Source organism: Bacteroidia bacterium (genome assembly GCA_039924845.1).
In the GTDB taxonomy this organism is placed as follows: domain Bacteria; phylum Bacteroidota; class Bacteroidia; order DATLTG01; family DATLTG01; genus DATLTG01.
The window spans coordinates 51,976-70,165 of sequence record JBDTAC010000089.1 but is presented as its reverse complement, the minus strand read 5'-3'; the positions used below and the strand labels follow the sequence as shown (position 1 = coordinate 70,165).

Genomic DNA, 18,190 nt, shown 5'->3' with positions numbered 1-18,190 from the left:
GTTCGAAAAAATAATTTTTTAAACGCGTACAATCATCACCGGAATTTTTATTTTGTGTCGTACGCTTTCAACGGTAGTTCCAAAAATAATATCTTTCAAAGCGCGGTGTCCGTGTGCGCCCATTACCAATAAATCGGCTTGTTGTTTATTAACGATTTCAGGAATACTGATTTTCGGATTTCCATAACCCAAAACAGGAGTTACATGAAAGCCTTTGTTTTCCAACTCATCCGCATATTTTTTCAAAAATAACTTGTCGGAAAAAGTTTCTTTGTCGGCAATTTCATCGTACATCATTAAAGCACCTGCCGTTTCAACAATATGAATGAGTATATAATGCGCTTTGTTTCCGCCTTGCGAAATGGCATTGTTAATGGCAATGCTATCGCTGGCTGAAAAATCAACCGTAATAGCAATTGTTTTGTAAGCAGCACTTTCTGAAAATGTTATTTCAGCAGGTAAAAAGACCATCCTTTTATCTGTATTTGATTTTTTAAAGAAAGGTTTAACGGTTACATAAGCCAATACTAAAGCGGAAATAACTGTTATCGGAATAACAATAAATTCGATAAATGGCTTAACTTGTGGGTTCGACATCCAATCCAATATTGAATCGTAAACAAGTTGAATATTTAATACCAGAATAAATATAGCACAAGCCCAGCCCATAATTTTTAAATACGTTTTTATCGTGAATTTTCCCATTATTTTTTTGTCGCTTACAAAATGAATAAGTGGAATAATCGCGAAGCCCAATTGCAAACTCAATACTACTTGACTTAAAACCAACAACGCAGAAATTTTATTATCACCAAAAAGCCACAAGGTGAAAAAAGCAGGTAAAATGGCTAATGAGCGCGTGATAATTCGGCGTAACCAAGGTTGAATACGCAAATTCAAATAACCTTCCATTACAATTTGTCCAGATAAAGTTCCGGTAAGTGTGGAGCTTTGTCCGGCTGCAATTAAGGCAATGGCAAAAAGTAGCGGAGCAATTTTAGAACCCAGAAGCGGAGTGAGTAATTTGTACGCATCTTGGATTTCACTAACGTTGTACAAACCTCTTCCGTAGAATGCGGCAGCCGCCATAATTAGAATGGCTGCGTTTACAAAAAAAGCTAAATTGAGTGCGATGCTGGTATCAATAATATTAAATTTAATAGCCGCTTTTATTCCCTTTTCGCTGCGATCTATTTTTCGTGTTTGGACAAGTGAAGAATGTAAATAAAGATTGTGCGGCATAACGGTGGCACCTATTATTCCGACCGCAATGTAAAGCGAATCTTTGTTGAGAGCAGAAGGAATAAAATTGAGTAAAATTTGTTTTCCATCCGGATGTACAAAAAACATTTCTACAATAAATGCGATACCAATAATCGCGATAAGTGCAATGATAAACGCTTCCATTTTCCGCATTCCGTAACGTTGTAGCACTAACAAAATAAAAGTGTCAAAAATGGTGATGACAACGCCGATCATCATGGGCAAACCGAATAATAAATTTAAGCCGATTGCCATACCGATAACTTCGGCTAAATCGCAAGCGGCAATGGCAATTTCAGCTAAAATCCATAAGAAAAAATTGACTACGGGAGGATAATTTTGTCGGGATGCTTGCGCTAAATCTAAACCGCTCACTAAACCTAAACGTGCACTTAAATTTTGTAATAACAGTGCAATTAAATTGGATAATAATAATACCCAAAGTAACAAATAGCCGTATTTACTACCGCCGGCAATATCGGTTGCCCAATTTCCCGGATCCATATAACCAACACTGATGAGGTAAGCGGGACCAGCAAAAGCGAAAAGTTTTTTCCAAAAACCGCTTTGAAGAGTTGTATCAACGCTACCGTTTACTTCAGAAAGAGATTTTTCGTTTTTTAAATGCATAGTTTATTGGGCTTCAAAAAAATATTTTTAGGAAGCAATAAAAGAATAAACGCGTGTAGCAAATGTTTTTGTTTTTAAATCCTCTACGGTCAGCGTCAATTGGTTGTCTTGAAGAGTGCCTTCGTATTTTTGCGAGCCGGTTTCACCTTTTACTTTAAATTTAAAAGCGCATTTTTTTATTTTGTATTTTCCGCTTAATACCATTTTCTGATTGTCTTTTGTAAACCAAGTAAGCACATTGGTATAATTGTTTACCGACGAAGAGGCGAGCACAGTTCCATCGTCGTAAAAACGTAAAATAGCAGAATTATTCGCATCAATTTTAAAGGCGTAAATACCATTGCAATTAACGCTGCAAGTAGTATCGGATGTTTTCGCAAAACCGTTTGCCAACATCAATAAAACAAAGAAAGGAATTAGTAAAACTATTTTTTTCGTTTTCATGGCTTTGAATTTTAGTTTTCGTTACAAAAGTATAAAGTTAGATTAATAAAACAAATTTATTTTTAAGGTTTCGAAAAAATAATTTTTCAAAGCTGTTTTTTTAAGAAAGTTTAAAAAAAATCATAAATTTGTTTTTCTATCTAAAAACGAAAATAAAAAAAATAAAATGAATAAACCTCTACTTACTTCCTGCGTTATTTTTTGTTTAATGACAAGTTCTATTTTCGCGCAAAGCAATGCGGATGTGATGAAAGGAGCGGAAACAAAAATTGCTGCTTCTGATTTTGCGGGTGCTATTAGTGATTTAACTCCGATTATTTCTGCCAACGAAAATACCGCAAACGCTTACGTGAAAAAGTTACAAGCCTACAATGCTTTATCTGATTATCAAAAAGCTTTATTGGATCCATCGCAAGTGGTAAAAGTAAATCACGATATGGCAATTCCGTATTACGACAGAGGTGTAGCGTATACTAAATTGGAGCAAAAAGACAATGCGGCGAAAGATTTTTCGATGGCAATAAATATTGATCCTGCTTACGCAGATGCTTATTACGAGCGCGCTTTGATTAAAAAAGCAAACAAAGACAAAGACGGAGCTTGTATCGATTTACGTCTTTCTGCGAAAGCCGGAAATACAAAAGCAAATGATTTATACAACGATGATTTTTGTTGGACTTCTGGAGTAAAATATTACAAAGCTGGACTTTCTCAATTTCAATTGCACCAATTTCCGGAAGCTTTAGCTGATTTTAATTTAGCAGTTGCTTTGAGTCCTGATTCCGCTAATTTCCTCGCAAAAAGAGGTCAGACCTTGATGGAAATGAATGAGTACGACAGCGCATTAGTTGATTTATCGCAAGCAAAAAAAATAGATTCGACTAATTTTAATGTGCTTTTTATACACGGAAAAATTCTTTTCAAAAAAGAAAAATACAAAGATGCTTTTAATGATTTTTCGGCAGCGATTCAAGTCAATTCAATGTCTGCTGATGCTTATTTGGCGCGCGCACAATGCTGCGAAGCTATGAATCAAGTCAATTCTGCTTTGTACGATTACAGTCAAGTAATTCGCTTAAAACCGCAAGACGGAACAGCTTATTTTAAACGCGCTTCTATCGAAGATCAATTGGATGAAAAACCAGCGGCTTGCGCCGATTATAAAAAATCCGCAGCACTCGGAGACGATGATGCGACGGATTACGCAGCAGGTTGTAAATAATTTTTAATGAAAAAATTATACTTTGTATTAATCTTTTTGTTTGTTTTTATTATTTCCTGTGGCCCAAGCAGCACAAAAGATAAAAACAAAATAACAAAACAAGATTCGAGTTCGACAAATACTCAGACAATAACTAATGGAAATGGTTTTACAAGTAAAGGTTTATATAATGATTTATTAAAATTAGTACAAAGTAAATCTACTAATCTCTCTCAAGAATATTATGATACGGCAGTCACTGCTCTTAGCCGTAATCAGAATTCAAAAGCCATTGAATATCTCAATTCAGCCATCAAAGCCGATCCAAATTATACAGGAGCTTATTGTGTGCGTGCAATTACAAGAACACTGTTAAATGATACAGCAGGTGTTTTGTCTGATTTTAATATGGCTCTAAAATTAAATCCTAAATTAATTTTAGGCTATTATTACAGATCATTTTATAAATGGAATTATATGCACGATTCGATAGGTGCATTGAAAGACGAAACAATTGCCGTTAACTTAGATACAACAAATATTAGAACTCTTAAACAACGGTTTATTATGAGGAGAGAGCTGCATGATTATCAAGGTGCCATTGAAGATTTAGATGCAATAATTCGCTTAAGCCCAAAATCCTATGTTTATTTTAGGTATCGAGGTATAGTAAAAGGCTATATGCATAATTATGCAAGTGCCATAATAGATTATTCAAAGGCGATCGAATTAAATAAGCAGGATACATTTTCCTATTTTAACCGAGGATTATTAGAAACTTCTTTTCAAAACTACAATAAAGCAATGTTAGATTTATTAAAAGTAATTGAAAACGATTCAAATTTTGGTCCAGCTTATTTGTTTAGAGGAGAAATTCAAGTTCGTATAGGACAAAAAGATAAAGGATGCGAAGATTTGTATAAAGCAAAAGAATTAGGAGTTCAACAAGCAGATGCAGAGATTTTAAAATCTAATTGTAATAGGTAATGTTCAGAAAAGATGTTTACTTTACGATTTGCTTCCCAAAAAAGAGCTTTGAAAAAATAATTTTTCGAAGGCATTAATTAGAACTTTTTATTCATCTTAAAAAAACAAACAAATGGACAAAAAAAATGTTACTACAGCACTTGAATTAGAAGGTTTTAAAATCGTAAAAACAATGGGAATTGTACGCGGTATTACCGTTCGCTCTCGAAATGTATTTGCTAATATTGGTGCCAGTTTCCAATCTTTGGTAGGTGGTAATATTTCGCTTTATGCGAGTTTATGCGAAAAAGCGCGAGAAGATGCCTTCGAATTAATGTTGCAACACGCAGACGAAATGAATGCCAACGCCATTATTTGTATGCGCTACGACGCCAATGAAATTGGTCCAGGAATTACGGAAGTACTTGCATACGGAACAGCAGTTACTGTAGAAAAAAAATAATTTTCAACGTTCAATTCGTGTTAAACAACCATGTATAGTTCGGAAACTCAAGTAAGAGTACGCTACGCCGATACGGATTGTATGACGTATGTATATTACGGAAATTACGCGTATTTCTACGAAGTTGGGCGTGTAGAAGCTTTGCGCAGCTTGGGTTTGAACTACAAAGAAATGGAACAAAAAGGAATTATGCTTCCAGTTTTCAGCTTCAGCATCAAGTATTTTAAGCCTGCTTTTTTTGATGATTTATTGACCATTCGCACAATGGTAAAAAAAATGCCACAAGCACGCATTGTATTTGAATACGAAATGTACAATGAGAAAAAAGAATTACTCAACAAAGGCGAGACGACCTTGGTTTTTATGGAAAGAAGCACCAACAAACCTTGTGCAGCACCCAATTGGGTATTGGAAAAACTACAGCCTTTTCTGTAAAAGAGAACTTTATTTTCGGTCTCGAAAAATTATTTTTTTAACAGTCCTTTTTTAAGCGCAATCATTTTTAAAGCTGCCATGGCAGCTTCATCGCCTTTGTTGCCGTGCTTCCCTCCGCTCCTATCTACGGCTTGTTGCAAATTATTGGTGGTGAGTACCCCAAAAACAAACGGTTTATTGTATTTTAAATTCAAGTCGGAAATTGCTTTCGCGGAAGCATCACAAATAAAATCAAAATGCTTGGTATCGCCTTGTATTACACATCCTAAACAAATAAAGGCATCTGCTTTTTTATGGTATTCAGCAAGAAATTGTGCGCCAAGTGCTAACTCAAAAGCTCCTGGAACATGCGTTATGAAAATGTTTTTTTGAGAAATTTTATTTTTCAGAAGCGTTTTTACCGCGCCATCCAATAGCTTATCCGTAATGCTTGCATGCCATTCAGACACCACAATTCCAATACAAATTTTTCCTGCTAAAGGAAGAGAAATAGAGCCTTGGTCGGATAAGTTTTTAAGCGATGATGCCATTGAAAAATTATTTTTTCGAAGGCATTATTTATTGAGTAACGTTTGCACGCGCGCGATGTATTTATCAGCATCTCTGCCTTGCGACGTTTTTCCGTAATCCGATTTTATCTGTTGATACAATTTTAACGCATCCTCGTATTTTCCTTGAGATTCGTAAGCCATTGCTGCTTTTTGCAAGTAAATAGGCGATGAAAAATCGTTTTTATTTTTCTCTGCTGCTTTCAAATAATACGGTATCGCTTCGTCTGTTTTTCCGAGTTGCATTTCTGCATCACCAATAACACCAACGGAAATAGGTGCTAACATTTCATCATTCGAACTAAAATTTTTCAAATGCTTAATGGCATTTTCATAATCACCTTGTTTGTAATATGAAAGTCCTAAATAATACTCTGATAAATTTCCGGAAGGCGTTGAACTGTATTGATCTACCACAGCTCCGAATAATTCGATGGCTTGTTTAGTAGAGTCTTTATCGAAATAACTTTCTGCTACAAACATATCTTTTTGCGCTTTCGCTTCTTGTCCGGGAATGTAATAGTATTTCCAAGCCAAAAAGCCTCCTACTACAATAACTATCGCACCGGCAATCAATAAAATATTGTTTTTATACTCTTCAAAGAAAAGCTCCATTCTACCATAAGCTTCTTCGATATCTATTCCCGTTTTTTCGTTTTCGTTACTCATTGTTTTTATTTTAGACCCGCAAAAATAAGTTTTTTTTGTAAACAGGAAGAATTTTCTTTTGAGAAACGAATTCTCCTCGACTTATACCTGAAAACCAATTGTAGGAAGATTAATGAAAAAATTATTTTTTCAGGCACTGAAATCCTTTAATTTATCGCAGGTTGTTTGGAGTAAAAAAAACCTTTCTTTTTCGCTTGTTTTAGAAATGGCAACTTCCATTTTTTTAATGTTCTCTGCTATTTCCTTTTGATCCATCTTTCCACACATATCCTCAATAACGGTAAGAGCTTCCATGGCTTCCAAAAAAGGATGTTCAATTGCAATGTTTACAAAATCAGAAAGGTATTTGCTACCATCAATTCCGGCTTCCCAAACGGCAGAAATCAGATACTGCTTATTCTTTTTTATCTCCTTATTTTTGATGGCTTCCATTAGGATATCCAAAGCATTTGGATTTTTCTTCAAGAGTAAAAGTGTTTCGTGCCGAAATTCTTTCTGCTCCGGATCACTCAATAAGTGCAAGAGCTTGGCAGCAATGTCATTACTCTTTTTATTAGGAGCGTGGGTATCATCAGCGCCTACTGAAACATGAATGGTATTGTAATTTTCGGGATCGAAAAAATTGTTTTTATCAGCCATCTTTTTGTTATTTCCTACAAAATTATAAAAACTTTGCTTTCGCTTTGCTAAAATCTCTTTCGCAATTAGATGCCATTCTCTATTGTCAATTAATTTAGTGCGTTATAACAACCTTATCTGCTTTTACTAAATTGCCATAGCTATCTGTTATTCTATAATAATATAAACCTGCTGATAATTTATTAGTTGAAATGCTTGTAATATTACCAGATAAATCTTCGCATTCTACTCTTTGTCCGGTTGTGTTATACAAACAAATACTACCTGATTTAATTTGTTGCATATCCACTGCTACATTCAATAAATTAGTTGCTGGGTTTGGATATACTTTTACATTTGCCTTAACAGGCTTTATTTCATTTACTCCTGTAAACAAGCTATCTGAGTATGTGCTATCCGTGCTTACTATTACATCATCTATGTAATAGTAAGCTGTTAATGAATACAACGAATTTTTTGGACCGACAAAAACGGTATCTACATGAGCATCGTCCACAAAATTACCAATCACAATGTATTGTTCCCCCCCTGCTGCCACAAAACTGCCGCTTACCTTCATCCAGTTTACTTTATCAGTCAAAGGGTTATGTACAACATCATTTATTACCTGCGGATGCAGGTAGGGTTTTACCCTTCCATTTGTTGTATTGTTAAACACTAAAGCCGAATCAGAAAAATACGCCCCCATATTATTGCAAGCGTATGCCATAGTATCTGTTAAACTTACGTAAAAAGTAAGATAATACTTAGTTCCAGCTATTAGTGAGCTTATTAAGCTATCCTGTATATAATCTCTGTTATTAGGATCTGTGGGATAATATAGGGAATCTACATACGTATAAATACCCGCATACGACACTCCAGTATGTGCATTTTGATGTCCAACATCATTTGTAGGAACTCCAAAGTAATAATCTGAGCATTGTGAAGTAAAATATTCGAGTCCCCCCCCGCCCCCTTGTCCTGTCCAATTCTTCACATAACCTGTAAATTGACCATTTGGACTACATTGTATCGTGTCTTCAAAACTGTAATTAGGCACAAGGTTTTGCGCTTTTGTTTTCACTGAAAAGGAAAACACACAAAAATAAAAAGCAAGAAAAATAATTTTTCTCATAAGTGGTAAATGAGTATCAAAGATATGATTTTTATGATGTTCATTTTAAACCTTAGCTGATTTCTTTCCAAAGAAGAAGGAAAAAGCTGCTCTTGCATTTGTTGTATCAAGTAGTGGATAGCGATTTTCTGCCTGTTCAATTCTTCCTTTTCAATTTTAATCATTTTAAAGAGAACTTGCCTATTATAGAGCTGTTAGTATGACACTAAGAACTGTGAGTGAGGCACTAAGAGCTGTGAGCATGACACTAAGAGCTGTTAGCATGACACTAAGAGCTGTGAGTGAGGCACTAAGAGCTGTGAGCATGACACTAAGAACTGTTAGTTAGGCGCTAAGAGCTGTGAGTATACCACTAAGAACTGTGAGCATGACACTAAGAACTGTTAGTATGACACTAAGAACTGTGAGTGAGGCAGTATGAGCTGTGAGTAGGTAGTTAAGAACTGTAAATGAAATACTTTCATCTCTAAGTGATTTACTTAGAAATGAAAGTATCTGCTTAACATTTCATTGTGTGATTTTAAAAGCTTTAAATACAATTATCTTAAAAGTGTCAAATATCCTTTTTCAACATATTTCTTACCATCCACTCCAGTGGCAGTAATAAGATAATAATAAGTACCAGCAGGAACTTCTACTCCGCTTGTATTAACACCATTCCAACCTCCACTTGAGCCATCCCATGAATATAATTTAATGCCCCATCTGTCAAATATTTCTCCATGAAGTGCGACTATTCCGGAGGATTTCACAGTAAACAGGTCATTTTTACCATCACCATTAGGAGAAAACACATTTGGGATAATCAATATAGATTGACCATATACATCTATTTTACCATAGGCGGTATCTTTGCAACCATTGGCATTTGTTGCAATTAATTCCACATTGTACGCGCCAGTATTTTGATATGTCGTATTCGGATTAGTTGCGTTGGTCGTATCTCCATTGCCTAAATACCATTCATAACTATTTGCGCCAGTACTTGTATTGGTGAAATTTACTTGCAAAGGAGCAATTCCTGAATCAGGGTTAGCAATAAACGAAGCTGTTACGGAACTGTTTGTAAGGATATACGGTCCTGAATTAGCTGTACATCCAGATGCATCGGTTACCGTTAAAGTGTAACTTCCGGCGGCTAATCCTGTTGCATTTACGGTGTTTTGTCCAGTAGGTGTCCATAAATAAGTATATGGGCTGGTTCCACCAGTTACAACAATACCAGAAATGCTGCCTTTCATGCCTTTACACAAAGGCGGTGACACAATCGCACTTAAACTGTCTATAATTGGTTTCGGATTTACAATTACCTTCACAGTAATGTTGTTGGAACAACCCGCAGCATTGGTTCCTGTTACGGTATAAGTGATTGTAGAAGCTGGACTTGCTGTTACAGAAGAGCCTGTTGTGCTACTGAGTCCTGTATTCGGAATCCAGGCATACGTAACAGCTCCATTTGCTGTTAAAATGGTGCTACTTCCTTGGCAAATATTAGCAGGAGAGGGATTTACCGTTATTACAGGAAGTAAATTTACTGTTACTACAACACTTGCAGAAGCAGTACATATTCCGGAAGTTCCAGTTACTGTATAAGTGGTTGTAGATATTGGTTTAGCTGTTGGATTTGAGACAGTTGATGAACTCAATCCCGTAGCTGGGCTCCAACTATAAGTACTTGCTCCGCTTGCAGTTAAGAGTGTACTATCTCCCAAACAAATACTTACAGGTGAAGGGTTTATATTAATCGTAACAAGTCCAACACTCACTGTTGCCGAGGCTGTCTGTGTGCAACCATTGGCATCTGTTACTGTTGCAGTATACGTACCAACATTTAAACCAGTTGCAGTTTGTGTAGTTTGAGCAGGAATAGAATTCCATGAATAGGTGTATGATCCTGTTCCGCCATTGCTATTTACAGTAGTTGTTCCATTTGACAAACCGCAGGTAGCCGGTGTTGAAGATGTGTTTAAAACAATCGCACTCGGTTGAGTAATTGTAAATGATTTACTAATACTACATCCGTTGGCATCCTTCACCGTTAAGGAATAAGCTCCTGCTGATAATGCCGTGGCAGTTCCTGTACTACTAACGTTTGGTGTCCAAACATACGTATAAGCTCCTGTGCCTCCTGTTACATTAACAGTTGCAGTTCCATTATTGCCGCCGTTACACAATTCGTTAACATAGCTTGTTGATGTATCTAATTTAGTTGGTTGAGTAATGTTGATGGTTCCTGTTGCCGAACATCCACTCGCATCTGTTACGGTTACAGTATAATTCCCCATTGCTAAACCAGTCGCTGTAGCGCTTGATTGTGGAGGAATTGTATTCCAAGAATACGTATAAGATCCTGTACCACCTGAAACAATTATTGAATCTTTTCCATTATTACCTCCATTACAACTAACATTCGTTGCTACACCCATTGTAATTGAAACAGCAGGTGTACCAGGTATTATTACAGAAGTTGGGTACTTACAACCGTTTGCATCTGTTACCGTTACGTTGTATGTACCTGCTGCTTGACCCGATATACCAGAGGTAGTTTGTCCTCCTGACCAAGAATAAGTATAAGGCGATGTACCACCTGTTATACTCGTTATCGTATCTTTTCCATTATTTTTACCACACGTTGCAGGTGTTGCACTATTTGTTACAGATGTAATACCTCCTGTATTTGTTATATTGGCTATTGCTGTTTGTGTACAACCGCTGGCATCCGTTACCGTTACGGTATAAGATCCAGAACTCAAATTCGCTACACTTGCTGTACCCGCTCCTCCAGGGTTCCAAGAATAAGTATAAGTGCCTATACCACCCGAAGCTGCTACACCCACACTGCCATTGCTGCCTCCACATGTAGCTGGAGTAGATGATGGATTTAAAACGATTGCCGGATCTACTGTTACTGTGGCTGTTATACTACCTGTACATCCTGTCTTTGTTCCTGTTACGGTATAAGTTGTCGTACTTGCAGGATTTACGGTTATTGGATTCGTTGTAGCACCTGTACTCCAACTGTAAGTTGTTCCACCACTTGCTGTCAGCGTCGTATTCGTACCTGCACAAATTGTTGGTGAGTTAACCGTTACTACTGGTAATGGGTTTACGGTTACCGTTGCTACGGCAGTTCCTGAACAGCCACCAGTAGTTCCTGTTACGGTATAAGTTGTCGTTGCTGCCGGATTCACTGTTATTGGATTTGTTGTTGCGCCTGTGCTCCAACTGTAAGTTGTTCCTCCACTTGCTGTCAGCGTCGTATTCGTACCTGCACAAATTGTTGGTGAATTAACCGATACTGTTGGTAATGGATTTACGGTTACAGTTACCGTTGACGTTCCTGTACATCCACCTGTTGTGCCTGTTACTGTATAAGTAGTCGTACTTGCCGGATTTAATGTTATTGGATTAGTGGTCGCGCCTGTACTCCAACTATAAGTTGTTCCACCGCTTGCTGTCAATGTCGTATTCGTACCTGCACAAATTGTTACTGGTGATGGATTAATCGTTATTCCTAAACTTGGAACTACTGTTACTGTCGCTACTGCTGTTCCTGAACAACCACCTGTAGTGCCGGTTACCGTATAAGAAGTTGCACTTGCTGGATTTACAGTTATCGGATTCGTCGTAGCACCTGTACTCCAACTGTATGTCGTAGCACCTGTTCCTGTTAAGGTTGCTGAAGTTCCTGCACAAATAGTTGGTGAATTAACTGCAACTGTTGGTAATGGATTTACGATAACAGTTACCGTAGCAGTTCCAGAACATCCACCTGTAGTGCCTGTTACGGTATAAGTAGTGGTAGTTGCCGGATTTAATGTTATTGGATTAGTGGTCGCGCCTGTGCTCCAACTATAAGTTGTTCCACCGCTTGCTGTTAGAACAGTATTACTTCCCGCGCAAATGGTAGTTGGCAAAGCCGTGATGTTTATTGTTGGAGGAACACATATCACACAAATCGATTTTATCGGATGGCAATTTGCCATTGCCAATGAGGTTGCAAACCCATTTCCACAAGCAATTACCTCTCCGTTTTTATTAACGGCAACATCATATACAGCAGAAGGTGTAGCAGCAGTGGAAAGCTGATTCAAATTGGCATCATATTGTACTACTTGATTGCCAGAGCCAACATATACATTGCCGCAACTGTCTATATCTAATCCACTGTTACCCGGAGAACTTGCTCCAAAAAAGGAGGATGAAATTCCACCTGGAATAGGAGAACTTGCTATGATAGCTCCATTACTTATATTACGTTTGTCAACAGTTTTTCCATTTTGTGTATAGATGAAATTTCCGTTTGTCTTCATCGCATTTAAACCCAAGTTGCCTTTAACGGTGTAACTTGGACTACCATAAGAAAAATTATACCCATTAATGGATTTATAGTTTAATGTTAGAGCGGGAGTTACCGATCCGATAGAATCTAAGGTCATAAAATAAAAATTACCATTGGAGGAAGGGCAAATAGCTCTGACTTCATGAATTGTAGCTAATCCAGAAAAGCCGCCAACAATAATCGTATTCGTTATACTTCCATTGGCGAGATTAATAGTCATAATGGCGCCTCGATAGCCATTGATTGAAAACGCACTCGGAGTTTTCATTCCGCCAACTACTAACTGAGTTTGATCGCAATTAAAGGCCAAATGCCAATATTCGAAAAGTGGTCCGAAAAGTCCATTAGGATTATTGTGCCAAACCAAAGCTCCTCCAGTAGTTATCTTTGAAATCTCACCGTTAGAACCAGAAGTAACATAAGAGTTTCCAGCTAAATCGGTAATCATCGTACCCATCCAATAATTAGCTGAATCCCAAGGTGTATTGTAAGTCCATTGAAGTAATCCTGCAGCACTGTACTTCTTTAAAGCCAAAGGACTATCACCTCCATATAAATATACATTTCCTGCAGCATCAACCTGTGTATTCCAAACTTTATTACTATTCGAAAATGCTGGAGCAATGGTCCAAGGGTCAATTGTTACTTCTTTTGAAGTATCATAATTTACTAAGCCAAAAAAAATGGTATTCGAATTTTTTACGAAACGAGAGGATATAATATTGGAATGGTTGTCTGAATAAAATGCAAGAGGTGCGTGATCTATAATGTCGCCAAATGAGGTAGTTATATGAGTATCTCCATCTACCAAACGTACTCGATGTCCATCCGAATATTTTAATTTTACTTGATTAATATCTGCACCTGGATGCAAAATCAAGGAATATTCAATTCCTTCATCAGGATGAAAAATATATTCTACATCAATGTTAGGATAAAGGTTTTTATAAATTATTTTTTGGAATGCTGCAATGTGATTGATATTTCGTAAGATTCCATTATTATTAATGCTATAGCTAAAGTAATCAGACCTTGGAGATTCACCTATGATTTGCACATTGCTGTTAGCGCCTTCCCAAATAGCAGAAACAATGTCTGTTTTAACGGTTATTTTATGCTCATCCTTGTCCCCTGCTTCATTATTTTGAGGTGTATCCTCCTTTTTATCGAAGCGGTACAGAATGCCTTTATCCGTAAAATAAATTTTTGATTGACCGTCGTCAAACCCATATTTAATAGCCGAATTCCCATTTCCTTCATTTGAAAACTGCCCTTTATTCTCCAAAAAAACTCTGTCTTTTGAATAGTTGTAATGGATTAACCAATTTGTTCCGGAGTTTTGTGCAAATATGTTTGGGCTTAACAGAGTTGCAACTAAAAGTAATGTTACACTTTTTGCGAGTAATTTTTTTTTCATTCCTAAATTTTTAATAATTGTTTATTCAATGATCACTTCTATGAGCTGGATACTACTTAAAATCAAAGCATTTATTTGTCTTTGAAAAAATAATTTTTCAAAGACCCTTTTGATATCAGAATACGAAAGAAGGAAACAACGCACACATTTCAAACACATTCCGATTTTATCCCAGATATGTTTTTAAAATTTTGCTGCGCGAAGTGTGCTTTAATCTTCGGATGCCTTTTTCTTTTATTTGTCGTACGCGTTCTCGAGTTAAATCAAAGCGTTCGCCAATTTCTTCGAGCGTTAAAGCATGTTCGCCGTTTAAGCCAAAATACAAACGAATTACATCGGCTTCACGTCCTGTTAGTGTGGTTAAAGCTCGCTCAATTTCGCGTCTCAAGGATTCGTTCATTAAGGCGAATTCGGGACTTGGACTTTCATCACTTCGCAATACATCGTACATCGTATTATCGTTGTCGTCGCTCATACTCAACGGCGCATCCATGGAAACATGTCTGCCTGCATTTTTGACAGATTCCTTTACCTCCAATTCGCTTAATTCCAATAAGTTCCCGATTTCTTCGTGTGTAGGTTCGCGCTCAAACTCCTGCTCTAATTTCGCAAAAGCTTTATTTATTTTATTAAGCGAGCCAATTTTATTTAATGGCAAACGCACAATTCGCGATTGTTCTGCCAAAGCCTGTAAAATAGATTGTCGAATCCACCAAACGGCGTAGGAAATAAATTTGAATCCTCTTGTTTCGTCGAAACGTTGCGCCGCTTTTATTAAACCCAAATTTCCTTCATTAATCAAATCCGGTAAACTCAGTCCTTGGTTTTGATATTGTTTGGAAACCGAAACCACAAAACGCAAATTTGCTTTTGTCAATTTCTCGAGTGCGGCATGGTCGCCTTCCTTTATTTTTCTGGCAAGTACAACTTCTTCGTCTGCCGAGATAAGACTCAAGCGTCCTATTTCTTGCAAATACTTATCCAATGAAGCAGTTTCACGGTTAGTAACCTGCTTGGAAATCTTTAACTGGCGCATAGATTAGGTTTTGTAATTTTTGTCGTATAGAGTTCTTTTTTTATTTCTGAAACTTATATGGGTGTACGAAAAAACAATCCGAAATGTTTCGACTGTTCAAAAATTGAACTTGGAGTTGATATCGAAACTATTTTCATTAAAAAATAAATACATTTGTAACGGTTACGAATAAAAGAATCAATACGAATTTTCATAAAAAGAAAAAAAATAAAATGGAAACAACTGCCACTGAAATAAAAAATGTAGCACTGGGAAATAAACACATTTCTTTGGGTGCTAAAATGGTTCCTTTTGCAGGATACAATATGCCTGTATCTTATTCCGGTTTGAATGACGAACATCTTACAGTTCGCAGTTCTGTTGGAGTATTTGATGTGTCGCACATGGGCGAATTTATTTTGAAAGGTGAAAATGCATTGGATTTAATTCAACGCGTTACTTCTAACGATGCGGCGGTGTTAGCAGATGGAAAAGTGCAATATTCTTGCCTGCCAAACGATAAAGGCGGAATTGTAGATGATTTGTTGGTGTATCGCATTGATGAAAAAACATATATGTTGGTGGTAAATGCTTCTAATATTGAGAAGGATTGGAATTGGATTTCGAAACACAATACGAAGAATGTAGAAATGCATAATATTTCCGACAAAACTTCTTTGTTGGCGGTACAAGGTCCGAAAGCCTTACCTGCATTGCAAAAATTAACGGATATTAATTTGTCGGAAATGCCTTATTATACTTTTAAAAAAGGAAAATTTAACGGTATTGAAAACGTACTGATTTCGAATACAGGCTACACAGGCGCTGGTGGTTTCGAAATTTATTTTGAAAATGAAGTAGCGGATAAAATGTGGAATGCGATTTTTGAAGCTGGAAAGGAATTTGGCATCAAACCAATCGGTTTGGGCGCGCGAGATACGTTACGTTTGGAAATGGGTTTTTGTTTGTACGGAAACGATATTGACGATACAACATCGCCAATAGAAGCAGGTTTGGGATGGATTACGAAATTCACAAAAGACTTCACCAATAAAAAAATATTTTTAGAACAGAAAGAAAAAGGTGTTACCAAAAAATTAATTGGTTTCGAAATGATAGAACGTGGAATTCCGCGCCATGATTATGAAATTACAGATATGGAAGGAAATGTAATCGGAAAAGTTACTTCAGGAACGCAATCGCCATCATTAAATAAAGGCATCGGAATGGGCTACGTAAAAATTAATTTTTCAAAACCCGATTCGGAGATATTTATTAAAATCCGCGATAAAGCCATCAAGGCAAAGGTTTGTAAAATTCCTTTTTTGAAAAATAATTAGAAAAACGCTCGTCAAAAAATAAAAAACAAGCACGATGAATAAAGTAGAAGTTTGCTTTTCGCCCAGCTTGTATCCCGTTTACGAACGCAAAGAAAGTATCGTTGTAATTATTGATGTGTTGCGCGCCACTTCGGCTATTTGCACGGCTTTTCATCATGGTGCCGAAAAAATTATTCCTGTTGCAACAGTTGAAGAAGCCTTGGATTACAAACAAAAAGGCTTTTTAGCTGGTGCCGAACGCGATGCGATTAAAGTGGAAGGATTTGATTTCGGAAATTCTCCGTTCGATTATATGACGGAGCGCATTAAAGGAAAATCTATCGTTTTGACTACCACCAACGGAACACAAGCCATTGAAGCGGCAAAAAATGCGGATAAAGTGGTCGTTGGTTCTTTTTTAAATTTTACCATTTTGTGCGATTTTTTGAAAAAAGAAAATAAAAGTGTGTTGCTTTTGTGTTCGGGTTGGAAAAATCGTTTTAATTTGGAAGATACTTTGTTTGCGGGCGCTGTGGCGGAAGAATTATCGAAACACGAAAATTTTCCTTTTTTGGATGATGCCGCTTTAGCATCGAAATACATGTATCAAACGGCAAAAATAAATCCGCATAAATATTTAAGAAACTCTTCTCACCGCCAGCGTTTGGCTGCTTTACATCTCAAAAAAGATATAAAATATTGTTTGGCTTTTGATAAAACAAATTTAATTCCGATTTTACAAAATGGCGTTTTGGTAAAGCTTTGAAAAATTATTTTTAGCTTAAAATGGATAATTATTCAGAAATACATTTTGAATTTACTATAGCAACAGCTAAATTAGATTTGCTTATAAAAACAGCTATTGAAATAGGTAATAGAATGAAAGGAAAACAATTTCCCGAAAATTCTCCGATATATTACTCAGAAGGACTTGGTCAAAAGATAATTAATCATATATTGAGTGTAAGGAATTTACTTAATGGTTATCAATTTAGCTATGGTGAAATTTTATTTGCACCCAAATTAGACTATTCTTCGATATTTGTTTTAACTAGAGCTGCGCTTGAAACATATTTAGCGTTAAACTATGTATTTATTGCAGAGAATAATGAAACTCTTAAACAATTTCGTTTTTTGTGTTGGGACTTAGCTGGTTATATTGAGCGTAAAGATATGACAGCAACAACGGAAGAAGATAAAATAAAGAAACAAGTGGAAGCAGAAGCAATTGCAACTATAAAAAGAGAACTTGCTGAAAATCCGATTTTCAAATTACTTGAACAACATGACCAAAAAAAAGCTCTAAAAGGAGAATGGCGTTTAAATTTCAAATGGCATGATTTAGCTATGAAGGCAGGTTTTAGCGAAGCTTTTTTTAGACAACAATATAAATTTCTATGTTGCTATGCACACGCAAGTAGACTTAGTGTAATTCAAATTCAACAGAATAAAACCATTGAACAGCAAAAAGAAATGGTAATCTCTGCGATTGATACACTTCTGATGGTTCTTGCTAAACATATGTACGACTATATTGAAATTATGCCAGAGTTAAAAGAAATTAAAAATGATATGACAAAATATCAAATAATTCTTAATTACAAATATATTGGCGACAACTTTTTACAACCTAATAAGAAAAATTAAAATTTATTATTTGGTGCAAAGTTCCCGATAGTCATTAAAAAATATTTTTTGACGGCATCTGATTTCGAATAAAAT

The 18,190-nt window shown here is 36.3% G+C and carries 15 protein-coding genes; 7 read left to right on the top strand and 8 right to left on the bottom strand.

The annotated features are described in order from the left end of the window. Nucleotides 1-18 precede the first annotated feature (18 nt). Nucleotides 19-1,893: an Nramp family divalent metal transporter gene (locus ABIZ51_11055; GenBank protein ID MEO7089320.1), complete on the bottom strand. Its 1,875-nt coding sequence runs from the start codon at nucleotides 1,891-1,893 to the stop codon at nucleotides 19-21. A gap of 27 nt (nucleotides 1,894-1,920) precedes the next feature. After that, nucleotides 1,921-2,337, bottom strand: coding sequence for a hypothetical protein (locus tag ABIZ51_11050; protein MEO7089319.1), 417 nt, complete (start codon nucleotides 2,335-2,337; stop codon nucleotides 1,921-1,923). 166 nt (nucleotides 2,338-2,503) lie between these two features. On the opposite strand from ABIZ51_11050, the gene ABIZ51_11045 reads away from it, so the two are divergent. The 4 genes from ABIZ51_11045 to ABIZ51_11030 all read left to right on the top strand — a co-directional run bounded on the left by ABIZ51_11045 (nucleotide 2,504) and on the right by ABIZ51_11030 (nucleotide 5,402). Beyond that, complete coding sequence (locus tag ABIZ51_11045) at nucleotides 2,504-3,559, top strand: tetratricopeptide repeat protein (protein ID MEO7089318.1); 1,056 nt, start codon at nucleotides 2,504-2,506, stop codon at nucleotides 3,557-3,559. Nucleotides 3,560-3,565: 6 nt separating this feature from the next. Next, nucleotides 3,566-4,525: a hypothetical protein gene (locus tag ABIZ51_11040; protein MEO7089317.1), complete on the top strand. Its 960-nt coding sequence runs from the start codon at nucleotides 3,566-3,568 to the stop codon at nucleotides 4,523-4,525. A gap of 112 nt (nucleotides 4,526-4,637) precedes the next feature. Next, complete coding sequence (locus tag ABIZ51_11035; protein ID MEO7089316.1) at nucleotides 4,638-4,967, top strand: YbjQ family protein; 330 nt, start codon at nucleotides 4,638-4,640, stop codon at nucleotides 4,965-4,967. 30 nt (nucleotides 4,968-4,997) lie between these two features. Beyond that, the gene (locus ABIZ51_11030) at nucleotides 4,998-5,402 is read left to right on the top strand and encodes a thioesterase family protein (GenBank protein MEO7089315.1); all 405 of its coding nucleotides are present in this window, start codon (nucleotides 4,998-5,000) and stop codon (nucleotides 5,400-5,402) included. Nucleotides 5,403-5,431: 29 nt separating this feature from the next. On the opposite strand, the gene ribH is transcribed toward ABIZ51_11030, so the two are convergent. The 6 genes from ribH to ABIZ51_11000 form a co-directional block, all read right to left on the bottom strand. Further along, nucleotides 5,432-5,932, bottom strand: a complete 501-nt coding sequence (ribH, locus tag ABIZ51_11025) for a 6,7-dimethyl-8-ribityllumazine synthase (protein ID MEO7089314.1) — start codon at nucleotides 5,930-5,932, stop codon at nucleotides 5,432-5,434. A gap of 24 nt (nucleotides 5,933-5,956) precedes the next feature. Further along, nucleotides 5,957-6,619: a tetratricopeptide repeat protein gene (locus tag ABIZ51_11020; protein MEO7089313.1), complete on the bottom strand. Its 663-nt coding sequence runs from the start codon at nucleotides 6,617-6,619 to the stop codon at nucleotides 5,957-5,959. Nucleotides 6,620-6,748: 129 nt separating this feature from the next. Then, nucleotides 6,749-7,258 (bottom strand): hypothetical protein, encoded by a 510-nt coding sequence (locus ABIZ51_11015; GenBank protein MEO7089312.1) that lies wholly within the window; start codon nucleotides 7,256-7,258, stop codon nucleotides 6,749-6,751. A 94-nt stretch (nucleotides 7,259-7,352) separates the two neighbouring features. Continuing rightward, the gene (locus ABIZ51_11010; GenBank protein MEO7089311.1) at nucleotides 7,353-8,339 is read right to left on the bottom strand and encodes a T9SS type A sorting domain-containing protein; all 987 of its coding nucleotides are present in this window, start codon (nucleotides 8,337-8,339) and stop codon (nucleotides 7,353-7,355) included. A gap of 575 nt (nucleotides 8,340-8,914) precedes the next feature. Continuing rightward, nucleotides 8,915-14,134: a gliding motility-associated C-terminal domain-containing protein gene (locus ABIZ51_11005; GenBank protein ID MEO7089310.1), complete on the bottom strand. Its 5,220-nt coding sequence runs from the start codon at nucleotides 14,132-14,134 to the stop codon at nucleotides 8,915-8,917. Between the two features lie 166 nt (nucleotides 14,135-14,300). Beyond that, the gene (locus ABIZ51_11000) at nucleotides 14,301-15,170 is read right to left on the bottom strand and encodes a sigma-70 family RNA polymerase sigma factor (GenBank protein ID MEO7089309.1); all 870 of its coding nucleotides are present in this window, start codon (nucleotides 15,168-15,170) and stop codon (nucleotides 14,301-14,303) included. Between the two features lie 233 nt (nucleotides 15,171-15,403). Here ABIZ51_11000 and gcvT point away from each other — a divergent pair, with 233 nt between their 5' ends. From gcvT to ABIZ51_10985, 3 genes are read left to right on the top strand one after another with little or no spacing between them, the layout of a single operon-like run. Continuing rightward, nucleotides 15,404-16,489: a glycine cleavage system aminomethyltransferase GcvT gene (gene gcvT, locus ABIZ51_10995; protein ID MEO7089308.1), complete on the top strand. Its 1,086-nt coding sequence runs from the start codon at nucleotides 15,404-15,406 to the stop codon at nucleotides 16,487-16,489. 34 nt (nucleotides 16,490-16,523) lie between these two features. Next, entirely contained in the window at nucleotides 16,524-17,234 is a 711-nt protein-coding gene (locus tag ABIZ51_10990) for a 2-phosphosulfolactate phosphatase (GenBank protein MEO7089307.1), read from the top strand. A gap of 20 nt (nucleotides 17,235-17,254) precedes the next feature. Beyond that, nucleotides 17,255-18,115: a DUF5677 domain-containing protein gene (locus ABIZ51_10985; GenBank protein MEO7089306.1), complete on the top strand. Its 861-nt coding sequence runs from the start codon at nucleotides 17,255-17,257 to the stop codon at nucleotides 18,113-18,115. Nucleotides 18,116-18,190 lie beyond the last annotated feature (75 nt).